The sequence below is a fragment of the Inquilinus sp. genome (assembly GCF_039594555.1).
Lineage (GTDB): Bacteria > Pseudomonadota > Alphaproteobacteria > DSM-16000 > Inquilinaceae > Inquilinus.
In genome coordinates this window covers 1-12,492 of the sequence record NZ_JBCNNF010000200.1, presented here as the reverse complement: position 1 = coordinate 12,492, position 12,492 = coordinate 1, and the positions used below count along the sequence as shown (strand labels likewise).

Sequence of the window (12,492 nt, the reverse complement as noted above, 5' to 3'; positions counted from 1 at the left end):
GTCGGGGCTAATTTACAAAGTACCGGCATGTTTTCGTAGAAGGCCTTCGCCTCGGATGGCCGGGCATGCAGGCTGTGCTTCCAGCCGAAGGTCTGGGCCAGGTCGTAGGCCGCCCCCGTTGTCATCACCGGCACAGCCAGGAAGCCGACGCCGATGATGCCGGCGGTGAACAGCATCGCGGCCGCGTCGCCGGCCAGGGGGCGTAGCGCTTCCGCCGCCTGGGCCGCGCTGCTGATCTCGGTCTGTCCCGCCGCATGCAGCGTCGAGCCGGTCGATAGGATGATGAAGTACATCACGAGGTTCGAGAAGATCATGCCGACCAGCACGTCGGTGCGGGTCCGGCGCAGCTCGGCATCGGTCGCGCCCCGGCGCTGGGCCAGGGTGCGCCGGCCCATCTGGATCTCCTCCTCGACCTCCTCATTCGACTGCCAGGTGTAGAGATAGGCGGAGAGGGTGGTGCCGATCACGGCGACCAGCATGGACAGGAATTCGGCGTCGAACCGGATCCGCGGCACCAGCGTGCCGGTGAGGGTCGCGGCCAGGTCCGGCTTGGCCAGCACCGCGGCGCCGACATAGGCGAGGAGGGCGAGCGCCAGCCAGCGGAACACGTTGCGGATCAGCGCATAGGAGCCCCAGATCTGCAGCGCCAGGATCGCGGCGGTGACCGCGACCACGACCGCCGTGAACGGCACCGGCAGCAGCAGGCCGATCGCCGCCGCCATGCCGCCGATATCGGCGGCGGCCTCGATCGTATTGCCGATCAGCACGCCGACCAGCGCCGGATACAGCACCCAGCGCGGAAAGTGATCGCGGATGACATGGAACAGGCCGCGGCCCGACACCTGCCCGAGCTTGGCGGACAGATAGACCACCGCGAACATCATCGGCAGCGTGGCCGGCGCGGTCCACAGGAACGACGGACCCAGCGCCGCGCCGGCGCTGGCATAGGTGCCGATCGCCGAAGGGTCGTCGTCCGCCGCCCCGGTAATCAGCCCGAGGCCGAGCACGCGAAGCGCGCCCTGCCGGGGCGGGGAGGATGCGGCCTCGTCATCGGGCGCGGGAAGCTTGCTGCTGTCCTCGTCTGGCACTGCTGGGCCGCCTCTCATGAGGGTCTCGGCTCAGCGTGTGGGCAACGCCGGCCTCGGTGACAACGGGGGATGGCGGCGTTCCATTCCGGCATCGCCTCGACCTGCCGTCAGCCCAGAGACTTGCACAGGAAAACGCGCGCCTGGCCGGGCAGGGCGAAGGGCACGCGCCCGAGTTCACGGAAGCCGTGCCGGCGATAGAAGGCCAGCGCCTGAAAGGTGCTGGTTTCCACCACCGCATGGCGGCAGCCCCGCCGCCGCGCCTCGGTTTCGATCAGGTCGAGAAGCTGCCCGCCGATCCCGCGGCCGCGCCGCGCCTCGGGGAGAAAGGCTATGTCGATGAACAGCAGGCCCAGCTCGGTCCGGCCCCACAGCCCGCCGATGACGGCGCCGGTGGCCGGGTCGGTCACGATCGCCGCGATCGGCCGCCGGTCCGCGATCCCGGTCCGCTGGACATTGTGATGGTAAAGGGCTTCGCCTGCCGCCTGCTTCGCCGCCAGGTCCGGATCATCGTCCAGCACGACTGCCAGCCGCTCGTGCCGGTTCTCAGCCGAATCTGGGGGGCTGGACATTGTCAGCCTGGGCCGGGGCCATGGCTGCCGATCCGACGGGCCGGGACCAGGCGGCCCCGGGCTGCCCTCAGGCCACGCCACAGCTCCTCGAGGTAAGGCAGCAGTTCGAACAGCAGCGCCGCGGCCAGCACGGTGGCGATATAGGCTACCGGCAGCGGCTGCTGCTTCCAGGTCAGGTCGAAACGCGCCGGCTCCGGGCCTGCTCCGAACAGCGCCAGGAATTGCGGCCAGTGCAGGACGGCGACGAAGGCGGCGCCCATCAGCGGCAGCATCTCCAGGAAGCTGTGGACATGCTGCTCGAACGGCGTGACCTCGCGCCGGGTGACGGCGTAGCTGACATCCCACAAGGCGGTGGCCTCATGCGCCAGGAAGGCGACGATCATCAGCGCGATGATCAGCGCGTTGATCTCGAGGAACAGGGCCGCGAGCAGCGGCACCGCGATCTCGCCGAACATCAGCAGGTGGATGAGGGATTCCTTCGCCCCGGCCGTCGCCTCGATCTTCGTCGCGCGGTGGCACAGCCAGTCGGCGAAGCCGGCGACGAACCACAGCGGCAGGATGAACCAGAGCAGGACCGCGAGCGCCGGGTCCGTCATGCCGGCCCCGGGTCAGTGGCGCACGAACTTGTTGAAGCGGCTGACGTGGCCGTCGGCGGTGCGGTCCTGATACAGGAAGGTCAGCTTGGCCTCGTCGAACTTCTCGAAGAATTCGTCCCAGGAGATTTCCTCCAGGGCTTCTTCCCGCTTCTGGCCGTCGCCGACGAAATCGAAGCGCAGGATGCCGGCCTCGTCGCCTCCCCGGGCCGTGCCGCGCACGGTGGCGGGAATGGCCTTCCGCTCCTCCGCCCAGCGCCGGATCGTGTCGTGGTCGCGCGTCTCGTGAGCCTCGCTCTTGCCGGTCTTATGCTGCGTGGCCATGGGAATCCTCCAATTGATGGTCGCGTTCTCCCGGGCCAATGGCGGGCGGCGGATGCCGGTTCCGCGCCACGCTGCGGGCGCCGCACGGCTGCTCAACAGCGGGCGCTGGGGGCCGTTTCCATCAGGCTGCGGACGACGCTCTGAAGCTGGGCCTCCCGGAACGGCTTCCGCAGGACGGTCTCGCCGGGCGATCGGTCGATGGAGTGGTCGGCATAAGCCGTGATGAAGGAGAACGGGATCCGGCGGCCGCGCAGCAGCTCCGCCACGGCGTCGGACCGGGCGCTGTGCTGCAGCCGGACGTCGAGCAGGGCCGCGTCGATGGGTTGCGTCTTGGCCAGGAGGATGGCCTCCTTCAGCGTCCCCACCGGGCCGACGACGCGCAGCCCCATCCGGCGCAGGATCTCATCGACATATTGCGCCGTATGAAACTCGTCCTCGACCACCAGGACCCGCTTTTCCGGTCCGTTGGCGGAAGCCGCTATCCCGATGCTGCGCCCGGGACGGGCAGGGGACTGTGCCGCGCGGGCCAGGCGATCACGGTCCAGCACCTCCAGGCGCCGGTGGTTCAGCCTGATAATCGCGGCCCGTGTCAGCACGCCGATCACGCGATTGACGTGGATGACCGACAGCCCGAGGGTCTCGGAGAGATGCTTCTGCCGCAAAGGCATGGCCAGGGCGCCGGCGTGAACCATCCCGCGGGCCGATGCGCGGTCGAACAGGTCGAGCAGCAGCGCCGCCATCCGTTCCACCGCATCGCGCTGCCCGACCGACAGCATCATCGTCTCCGCCTGGACCTTTTGCACCGTTGCCAGCGCGCTCAGCTCCGCCGGCTTCAGGTGCGATCCAGCCTCACCAAACACGGGCGAACTGGCCGCCTGCAGCTGCACCTCGGTGATCGCCTCGACCGTGGCGGATGCAACCCCCGCCATCTCCGACTGCAGGCCGATCAGGTCGCCCGGCAACAGGATCGAGACGATCTGTCTTCGCCCGTCGCCCAGCGACTTGTAGCGTATGGCCCAGCCGCTGCGGATCACCTCCATCGCCATCGGGCAGTCACCTTCCGCGAGGATGATGGTCCCCGCGCGGACGATGCGGCGTGAGCCTTCCTGCTGATCGAACGCGGCCTGGGTCGCGGGGTCGAGCAGGTCGATCTGTGGGCGGATGAGCGCGTCGGAGGTGAACGGGATCGAATGGTTGGCAGAGGATCCCATGGTCATGATCCCTCTGTTCGAATGTCCGTGTGAGCAAACCAGCAACGCGGCCGGACGGTGCGGTGTTCCGTGCGCCGGCGTCACGCAGGAACCGAGGCCGCAGAAGCGGCCTCGGTCAGGCGGTTCAGTTCCAGCGGCTCAGATGCGGTCGTCGCGCAGATGGCCGCCGAGCGAGGCGCTGACCGCCGCGATGAAGGCGCCGATCAGCAGGGATAGGAAGGCGGTGAAGGCGGTCGTCAGGCCGGCCTTGCGGGCGGCATCGGCCGCCTCCCGTGCCTTGGCGGCTGCGGCGTCGACCTGTGCCGTCATCTCGTCCACCCGCTTCTCCGCATCGGCCTGGGACAAGCCGGTGCGCTGCGCCACCAGTTGGGCCAGATAGCTCTTGTCCGCCGCGGGCAGGCTGCCGGTCGCGGCGGCATGGGCCAGGATGCGCGTCACCTCCTGCCGCGGATCCGCGGTCCCGGACGCCGGCGCCTGGGTATTCGGCGCGGGCCGGAACAGCAGGTCGATGGCGTAGCCGGTCGGATCCGCCGGCATCGCGGCGGGCGCCGCCTCCGTCGCCCCTCGAGCCGCGCCCGATGCAACGGTCGCCGTGGCCTGCACGCCGGTCGATGCCGTGCCATAAGCCACGACGCCCAGCAGCAGCGCCACGAACAGGGTGGCGACGCACCAGGCAAGAAAGCCGTGGGCCGTGTCGCGGAAGGCCACTTCATCGGTGTGGAGGCCCGTCCAGCGCGTCCGCAGCCGCCCGGCGATGTAGCCGCCGAGGGCGGAAGACACCCATTGGATGACGATCAGCCCGATCGCCGTGGTGATCGCGAAGGTGGTGACGCCGGCGCCGCTGCCGGGCCAGGGCGAGACGATGGACAGGCCGAAGCCCGCCCCCAGCACCATCAGCGCCAGGGTGACCGCGGCGGCGACGGCCGCACCGGCGAAGACGGCGCCCCAGGACACGGCGGAGGTCGTCGCCGCCGCGACGGGGGCGACGACGCGTGGCTCGGAGTATTCGGAATAGGTGCCGACCATGACGCCCTCCCTCAGCGGAACAGCAGCAGGATGATGATGATCACCGGGATCGGAACCCCGAGCAGCCAGAGAAGAATGCCGCGGCCCATTTCAGTCTCCTGAAGCAGAAATCTCCGATTCTGCGAATAGTGAGGCGGCCGCCTTCGTTCCGTCCGGCCGCAAATTCTTCCCGATCTCGACGTGGAACCGGAACGGTCGATGTCCGTGGTCCGCATCTGTTCGAGGTGTGGCGTCCCGGCCGGAACCGGCGTCGTCATGGCCTGATTGTCACGGGAAGGGCTGCCGGGACTGGCCCCGGCGCACCGACCATTGCCACTCGGCTGGAGCGAAATGATGCGCCCAGAAGTGCCGTCGAACACGGCGATCGCCGGCGGCTGCCTCTGCGGCTGGGTGCGGTACGAGGCGACGGCCCGGCCAAGGGTCCATTACTGCCATTGCACGATGTGCCGGCGCGCCACTGGCAGCGCCTTCGCCGTCCTGGCCTGGATTCCGCTGCGCAGCCTGCGCTGGGTCAGGGAGGGCGCCCGGTCGAGCGCCGGTCGTCGCCGATCGCCCGGCGCGGTTTCTGCAGCCATTGCGGCACGCCGATCACCCTCGCCTATGACGGCAGCGAAGAGATCGCGCTGCATGCCGGCACGCTCGACCGGCCGGAGGCCTTCCCGCCCGGCTATCACTACGGCGTGGAAAGCCGCCTCGCCTGGGCGGATTGCGGTGCCGGGCTGCCGTCCGGCAAGACGAAGGAACGCTGGGACGGTGCTTGAGGGCCGGGCTTCGGGTCCGGTCGGAACGTCCCCTTGCCAGGTCCCGTTGCCTCGACGAGTCCGGCCGCTTCGGCCGCGAAACCGTTCCCAATCTCAGGAGAAGCGAGATGGCCCGCCCCACCGCCGGCGACGTCCTGGTCGAAACCCTGATCGACTGGGGCGTCGATACCATTTTCGGCATCCCCGGCGACGGCATCAACGGCGTGATCGAGGCGCTGCGGACGCGGCAGGACCGCATCCGCTTCATCCAGGTGCGGCACGAGGAAGCCGCCGCCTTCGCCGCCTGCGCCTATGCCAAATGGACCGGGAAACTTGGCGTGTGCCTCGCCACCTCAGGCCCCGGCGGCATCCATCTGCTGAACGGCCTCTACGACGCCAAGCTGGACGGCCAGCCGGTGCTGGCGATCACCGGGCTGCAGTTCCACGACCTGGTGCACACCTTCACCCAGCAGGATGTCGAGCTGGACAAGCTGTTCGCCGATGTCGCGGCCTACAACGTCCGCATCATGGGTCCGAACCATGTCGAGAACGCAGTCGAGCTGGCCTGCCGCACGGCGTTGGGCTATCGCACGGTCGCGCATATCACTATCCCGGTCGACATGCAGTCGCAGCCGGTCGACGCGGCGACGCGATCGGAGCGCAACGTGCCCGGCCATGTCTCCGACGTCATGGCGCCCCCGGCCCAGATGCCCGGCGAGGACCAGCTGGCGCGGGCCGCGGCGATCCTGAATGCGGGAAAGAAGACCGCGATCCTGGCCGGCCGCGGCGCCCTGGGCGCCCGCGAGGTGCTGGAGGCGGTGGCAGAGCGGCTGGGCGCGCCGGTGATTAAGCCGCTGCTGGGCAAGGGCGCGCTGCCGGATGACAGCCCGTATTCGACCGGCGGGATCGGCCTGCTCGGCACCCTGCCGTCGCAGGAGGCGCTGGAGGAGTGCGACACGCTGCTGATCGCCGGCAGCGCCTTCCCCTATATTGAATACTACCCGAAGCCGGGCCAGGCGCGGGTGGTGCAGATCGACCTCGACCCGCAGCGCATCGGCTTGCGTACCCCGATCGAGGCCGGCCTGGTCGGCGACGCGAAGAAGGTGCTGGAGGCGCTGCTGCCCCGGCTGCAGCACCGGGACGACCGGTCCTTCCTGGCCAGGGCGCAGGACGGGATGAAGGAGTGGACCGCGCTGATGGTCGAGCGCGGCACCCGCCAGGACACGCCGATGAAGCCGCAGGTGGTGGCGCATGAGCTCGACAAGCTGCTGCGCCACGACGCCATCGTCGCCACCGATTCCGGCACCATCACCACCTGGGCGGCGCGGCACCTGACGATGCGCGACGGGATGATGTTCTCCTGCTCCGGCAACCTCGCCTCGATGGCCTGCGGGCTGCCCTACGCCATCGCCGCGGCGGTGGCCTACCCCGACCGGCAGGTGGTGTGCTTCATCGGCGATGGCGGCCTGACCATGCTGATCGGCGAGCTGGCCACCTGCGTGAAATACAACCTCAACATCAAGATCGTGGTGATCAAGAACAACGCCCTGGGCCAGATCAAATGGGAGCAGATGGTGTTCCTGGGCAACCCGGAATATGTCTGCGACCTGCAGCCGATCGATTTCGCCACGGTGGCCCGCGGCTTCGGCGTCGCCGGCTGGTCGGTCGACGACCCGGCCCGCTGCGGCGAGGCGCTGCGCGAGGCGCTGGCGGCGCCGGGCCCGGCCTTGGTCGAGGCGGTGGTCGACCCGCACGAGCCGCCGATGCCGGCCAAGGCCACGCTGAAGCAGGCGGCACATCTGGCGGAGGCGCTGGCGCGCGGCACCCCAGCCCGGCGCAAGATCGCCCTGACCGTCGCCTCCGACACGGTGCGCGAGCTGGTGTAGCGGCTCTGGCTATTTCTGCCGCGGTTCCCGCAGCGCGGCACCGGCCGCCACCTGCCGCCCCGCGCGTTGGGCCTGCACCGCCTCCACCAGGGTGCGGGCGGCGTTGCGCACCTCCTCCTGGATGGCCTCATCGGCATCGAGCGCGGCATGGCTGGTGGCGTAGGGCTCCCAATAGCCGATATAGCGGTCCATCTCCGCCAGCGACCCGGCGGGCTCGAGATGCATATAGGTCAGCCAGTCCGACAGGCTGCGGCGCACATCCGACGCGCCCTCGACATCGCCATGGACCACCACCGAGAACAGCCGGCCGGCCAGGTGGCGGGGATAGTCCCAGCCGGCCATCTCGATCTCCTTGGCCCGCTTCGCGTTCTTGCCCCGGGTCAGGGTCGGATCGGGGTTGCCGCCATCGGCGCAGACCAGCCGGTCCATCATCAGCTTCAGCGGCGAGGACACCTGGTACCAGTTCACCGGCGTCACGATCATGATCCCGCGGGCGGCGACCCACAGCGGGTAGATGTCGTTCATCCAGTCCTGCACCTGGCCCAGCGAATGGTTCGGGTAGCAGGAGCAGGGCCAGTGGCACAGGGCGGGGGAGGTGGAGAAGCACGCCTTGCAGGGATGGATGTGCCGCCCGTATTCCGAAGCCAGCCGGCTGAGGTCGAGCACATCCGCCTCGACGCCCTCCGCCGCTTCGACGACCTGCCGTGCCAACTCCGTCAGCCGGAAGGTCTTCGACATCTCGCCGGGGCAGGTGTGCTCGCTGCGCGAAGACCCGCTGATCAGCAGGATCCGGGCGGGCAGGGCGGGGTCGTCGTGCCGGCGCTGCGCCTCCCGGATCGCATCGCGGGCGGCGATCCAGTCGACCGACAGGTCGTAGCCCGGATCCGCGAAGCCGGGGCCCGCCTTCCGCGTCCGCGGGCTCTTCCGCGAATGGCTGTAGGCGTCCCAGGCGGCGTCGGTGACGCGGCCGAGCTCCGCCTGCAGCGGGTCGTAGGTGGGATCCTGGAACTGTTCGAGAAACCGGCGGCGGAACTCCGCCTCGGTCAATCGGGGGCTCGGCGTGCCCTTGCGCGGTTCGAGATCGGTCATGGCAGCTCCTGCGGCGGCGTTGGGCCTGCCTGGAGAGACGGCATGGCGCCGGGGCGGGTTCCCCGGACGAGCCGAGGCGGGTTTCGGCGCGGGCGTCCCGAACCGTCCGGAACCGCCGTCCCGGAGCACCCGTTCGCCCAGTGAAAGCATTCCGAAGGAAGAGCGCGATGGACGATCTCGAGCAGCGGATCCGCGATCATGCGTACCGCATCTGGATTGAGGAGGGCCGTCCCTCCGGCCGGGAGGAGGCGCATTGGGAGATGGCGCGGGAGCTGGTCGCGATCGAGGACAACCAGCGCGATGCCACCAAGCCGAATCCGGTCGCGACCGACGGCGAGGAAGCCATCCACCCCGAGCCGGTCGAGCCGATCGAGGCCGTCGAGTCCCTCGGCGACCTGCCCGGCCGGACCGACCAAGCCGAACGTCCGGACTATCCGAAGCCGAAGGCCAAGCGCACCCGCCGATCCTCGTGAGGAGCCCAATCATGGCGCAGCCGACAGCCGATCCGACGATCACCCCGCAGGACAGGGCGTGGCTCGTGGCCGAACACGATCCCGCCGTCACGCTCTATGTCGCCACCGAGCCGGTGCGGCGCGCCACCGGCGGCCTCGGCGCCAAGCGCCGCAACCTGAAGCACATGCTGGAACAGCGGCTGCAGGCCGCCGATCTGCCACCGGAGCGGCGCCAGGCGCTGCTGGCTGCGGGCGAAGAGGCCCTGTCGACGGCCGACTTCCCGGCGCTCGATCCCGGCTTCGCCCTGTTCCTGGCCGAGGACCGCGTCCACGCGGTGCCGCTGGGCGAGGCGCCGCCGGAAGACATGAGCGCGGTCGGCCATCGCTTCCTGCTGCGCCCGATCCTGGACCGCTTCGGCCCGGGCGAGCGCTTCCACATCCTGGCGATCAGCGCCGGGGGAACACGTCTGCTCACGGCGACGCGCGAGGTCTGCCATGATGCGACGCCGCAGGACCTGCCGCGCTCTCTCGAACAGGTGGCGGCCGAGTCCGACGCCGAAGTGACGAAACAGGCCAACGCGCCAGGCCGCGGCAGCGCCGGCGAGGCCGTCTCGGCGACGCGACACAGCTATGAAAGCCCGGCGGAGCTGCACAAGACCCAACTGGTCGAGTTCGTCCACCGCTCGGTCAAGGCGGTGCGCCGCCACCTGGCCGGCGATCCAGCGCCCGTGGTGCTGGTGGCGGAGCCCGAGCTGGCCGGCCATGTCCGCAGCGCTGGCGACTGGCCGGAACTGCTGCCGGATTTCGTGAACCATCATCCGGCGCGGGTGAGCGACGAGGAGCTGCATGCCGCCGCCCTGGCCGTGCTGCCGCCGGCCGAGGCGAAGGCGGAGCCGGTGCTGGACCGCATCAAGGCCCGGCTCGGCACCGCCGAGCCGACGGTCGCGATCAAGCTCGAGGAGATCCTGGCCGCCGCGCGCGACGGCCGTGTGGATTCGCTGCTGATCGCCGCCGACGAGACCATCTGGGGCCATTTCGACGAGGACAAGGGCGTCGCCGCCGCGCGGGGCACCCCGACCGGCGAGGAGGACCTGCTGAACCTCGCGGCGGTGATGACGCTGGAAACCGGCGGTTCCGCCTTCAGTCTGCCGCGGGAGCGGCTGCCGCGTTCGGTCCCGGCCGCGGCGGCGCTGCGCTACTGAGCGTTCCCGCAGCCGGGCCCCGATCAGGAGACATGCCATGACGACGATGCGATGCGTCCGGATCCACGGATTCGGCGGCCCCGAGGTGCTGTCGGTCGAAGAGGTGGTCGCGCCCCGTCCTGCGGGCGGCGAGGTGCTGGTGCGGGTGCACGCCGCCAGCATCAACCCGGTCGACGCCAAGATCCGCTCCGGCCACTACCCGCGGGTGCAGGCCGACCAACTGCCGCTGATCCTCGGCCGGGACGTGGCCGGCGAGGTGGTGGAGAGCGGCGGCGGTGCCGGGCTGCCCGAGGTCGGCACCGCGGTCCATGCCATGCTCGGCTGGGATCGCGGCGGCTATGCCGACTATGCCGTGGTCAAGGCAAGCGAGCTTGCGGAGTTGCCGGACGGGCTCGGCGGCGCCGAGGCGGCGGCCGTGCCGCTGGCCGGGCTGACCGCCTGGCAGGGCCTGTTCGACCACGGCGGCCTGCAGGCGGGGCAGCGGGTGCTGATCCATGGCGGCGCCGGCGGCGTCGGCCATTTCGCCATCCAGTTCGCCAAGGCGCGCGGCGCCGTCGTCGCCACCACCGTCTCGGGCGACGATCTGGCCTTCGCTCACGAGCTCGGCGCCGACCAGGCCATCGACTACAAGGCCGACCGGTTCGAGGAGATGGTGGAGCCGGTCGATGTCGTGTTCGACCTGATCGGCGGCGAGACCCAGGAGCGGTCCTGGGCCGTGCTGAAGCCCGGCGGCATCCTGGTTTCCACGCTGGGGGCGCCGGACGAGGACCAGGCCAAGGCCCATGGCGCCCGCGGCGCCGGCTATATGGCGCAGCCGAACGGCGCGCAGCTGGCCGAGATCGACCGCCTGATCGCCGATGGGCAGGTGCGGCCCGTGATCGGCGCCGTGCTGCCGCTGTCCGAGGCGGCCGTGGCGCATGAGCGGCTGGAGCGGCACAGGGTGCGCGGCAAGCTGGTGCTCGAGGTCGCCGCGGCAGGCTGACCCGGCCGGCGGCTACCGCCAGGCGTCGAGGATCTGATCGACCGAGGCCACCTCGATCTGCTGCGAGAAGCGGCTGCGGCACAGATGCAGCAGCGCGTCGTGGGTGGCGTCGGAGGTGCTGCAGACCGCGTCCGCCACCAGCACCACGCGGTAGCCGCGATCGACGGCGCCGATCACCGTGGCCCAGACGCAGACATCGGTCTCGCCTCCGGTGACGATCAGCGTGTCGACACCGCGCTCGCGCAGCCATCGGCCGAAACCGGGTGCGGTGAAGGCGGAATAGCCGTGCTTGTCGAAGACCAGGGCAGGGGGCGCGAACTCCGCCAGCATCGGCACCAGCTCCAGCAGCGCCGGCTCGATGGCGCCGCGCGTCATCTCAGCCCAGCGGGAATAGAAGCGCCGCCAGGCCCCCGGCATGTCTTTCGGCCGCTCCGGCGGCAGGAAGCGGGTGAAGGCCGTGCGCTCCGGCCGATACTCCGCGAGCCGCCGGATGGACGGCGCGGTGCGATGGGCCCAAGGCACGTGCCAGGGCGTCTCGCGCGCGAATAGCTCCTGCATGTCGATGCAGAGATGGAGGGCCGACGGCCCCAGCGGCCCGTGCCGCAGGCCATCGTTCCGGCCGTCAGTCTCCATGCCGGCGCCCCGCGGTCAGGCCTGGGCCGGCTGGCCGTTGGAGGCGGAGACGCCGCCATCGACCGCGACATTGGCGCCGGTGACGAAGCTGGCATCGTCGCTGGCCAGGAAGGCCACGACGGCCGCGACCTCCTGGGGCTCGCACACCCGGCCCAGCGGGATCCGCTCGGTGAACTTCGCCACCAGCGCCTCGTCCTGCAGCATCTCCTCGGTCATCCTCGTCCGGGTCAGGCTGGGGCAGACGGCGTTGACGCGGATGCCCCGGCGGCCGAGGTCGAGCGCCAGGGCCCGGGTCAGGTTGACAACGGCGCCCTTGGCGGCGTTGTACGGGCTCATGCCCCAGTCGCCGCCGGTGCCGGAGACCGAGGCGGTGTTGACGATCGCGCCATGGGATTTCTCCAGATGCGGGATTGCCGCCCGGCAGCCGAAGAACACGCCGTCGGCGTCGGTGGCCATCACCGCGCGCCAGCGCTCATCGCTGATCTCGGCCGGATCGCCGCTCTCATGGATACCGGCGTTGTTGACCAGCACGTCCAGCCGGCCGAAACGTTCGATCGCCGCCGCGACCATGCCGTCGACCGCTTCGGACCGGGACACGTCGACGGCCCGGGCCAGTGTGCGATCGGCCGGCAGGCTGTCGGCGACCCGGCGGACGCGCTCTTCCTCCCGGTCGACCAGCACCACCGCCGCGCCCTCC

General features: G+C 70.3%; 15 protein-coding genes. 5 read left to right on the top strand and 10 right to left on the bottom strand.

The annotated features are described in order from the left end of the window. The 7 genes from ABDW35_RS20740 to ABDW35_RS20710 form a co-directional block, all read right to left on the bottom strand. Window positions 1–1,088, bottom strand: a 1,088-nt coding sequence (locus ABDW35_RS20740; RefSeq protein WP_343715785.1) for a divalent metal cation transporter, incomplete at its 3' end; no start/stop codon positions are given. Between the two features lie 107 nt (window positions 1,089–1,195). After that, on the bottom strand, window positions 1,196–1,657 hold the full coding sequence (locus tag ABDW35_RS20735) for a GNAT family N-acetyltransferase (protein WP_343715784.1): 462 nt from the start codon (window positions 1,655–1,657) through the stop codon (window positions 1,196–1,198). A gap of 2 nt (window positions 1,658–1,659) precedes the next feature. Next, a complete protein-coding gene (locus ABDW35_RS20730) occupies window positions 1,660–2,253 on the bottom strand; it encodes a hypothetical protein (protein WP_343715783.1) in 594 nt (197 codons plus the stop codon). Window positions 2,254–2,265: 12 nt separating this feature from the next. Beyond that, entirely contained in the window at window positions 2,266–2,574 is a 309-nt protein-coding gene (locus ABDW35_RS20725; protein WP_343715782.1) for a hypothetical protein, read from the bottom strand. A gap of 92 nt (window positions 2,575–2,666) precedes the next feature. Then, on the bottom strand, window positions 2,667–3,869 hold the full coding sequence (locus ABDW35_RS20720; protein ID WP_343715781.1) for a cyclic nucleotide-binding domain-containing protein: 1,203 nt from the start codon (window positions 3,867–3,869) through the stop codon (window positions 2,667–2,669). Window positions 3,870–3,923: 54 nt separating this feature from the next. Continuing rightward, window positions 3,924–4,811, bottom strand: coding sequence for a hypothetical protein (locus tag ABDW35_RS20715; RefSeq protein WP_343715780.1), 888 nt, complete (start codon window positions 4,809–4,811; stop codon window positions 3,924–3,926). Window positions 4,812–4,822: 11 nt separating this feature from the next. Beyond that, window positions 4,823–5,170, bottom strand: a complete 348-nt coding sequence (locus ABDW35_RS20710; RefSeq protein ID WP_343715779.1) for a hypothetical protein — start codon at window positions 5,168–5,170, stop codon at window positions 4,823–4,825. 75 nt (window positions 5,171–5,245) lie between these two features. Between ABDW35_RS20710 and ABDW35_RS20705 the strand changes: the two genes are divergently transcribed. Next, a complete protein-coding gene (locus ABDW35_RS20705) occupies window positions 5,246–5,572 on the top strand; it encodes a hypothetical protein (RefSeq protein ID WP_343715778.1) in 327 nt (108 codons plus the stop codon). Between the two features lie 107 nt (window positions 5,573–5,679). Then, complete coding sequence (locus ABDW35_RS20700; protein WP_343715777.1) at window positions 5,680–7,437, top strand: thiamine pyrophosphate-dependent enzyme; 1,758 nt, start codon at window positions 5,680–5,682, stop codon at window positions 7,435–7,437. Between the two features lie 9 nt (window positions 7,438–7,446). Here ABDW35_RS20700 and ABDW35_RS20695 read toward each other — a convergent pair whose 3' ends face one another. Further along, window positions 7,447–8,526 carry a flavodoxin family protein gene (locus tag ABDW35_RS20695; protein ID WP_343715776.1) on the bottom strand — a complete coding sequence of 360 codons (1,080 nt, stop codon included), beginning with the start codon at window positions 8,524–8,526 and terminating at the stop codon, window positions 7,447–7,449. A 167-nt stretch (window positions 8,527–8,693) separates the two neighbouring features. Between ABDW35_RS20695 and ABDW35_RS20690 the strand changes: the two genes are divergently transcribed. The 3 genes from ABDW35_RS20690 to ABDW35_RS20680 are packed head-to-tail and all read left to right on the top strand — an operon-like array spanning window position 8,694 to window position 11,162. Next, window positions 8,694–8,999 carry a DUF2934 domain-containing protein gene (locus tag ABDW35_RS20690; RefSeq protein ID WP_343715775.1) on the top strand — a complete coding sequence of 102 codons (306 nt, stop codon included), beginning with the start codon at window positions 8,694–8,696 and terminating at the stop codon, window positions 8,997–8,999. Between the two features lie 11 nt (window positions 9,000–9,010). Next, on the top strand, window positions 9,011–10,180 hold the full coding sequence (locus ABDW35_RS20685) for a hypothetical protein (protein ID WP_343715774.1): 1,170 nt from the start codon (window positions 9,011–9,013) through the stop codon (window positions 10,178–10,180). Window positions 10,181–10,217: 37 nt separating this feature from the next. Next, window positions 10,218–11,162 carry an NADP-dependent oxidoreductase gene (locus tag ABDW35_RS20680; RefSeq protein ID WP_343715773.1) on the top strand — a complete coding sequence of 315 codons (945 nt, stop codon included), beginning with the start codon at window positions 10,218–10,220 and terminating at the stop codon, window positions 11,160–11,162. Between the two features lie 12 nt (window positions 11,163–11,174). Here ABDW35_RS20680 and ABDW35_RS20675 read toward each other — a convergent pair whose 3' ends face one another. Beyond that, complete coding sequence (locus ABDW35_RS20675; protein WP_343715772.1) at window positions 11,175–11,795, bottom strand: isochorismatase family cysteine hydrolase; 621 nt, start codon at window positions 11,793–11,795, stop codon at window positions 11,175–11,177. 15 nt (window positions 11,796–11,810) lie between these two features. Further along, window positions 11,811–12,492: SDR family oxidoreductase (locus tag ABDW35_RS20670; protein ID WP_343715771.1), on the bottom strand; the 682-nt coding region annotated here is incomplete at its 5' end.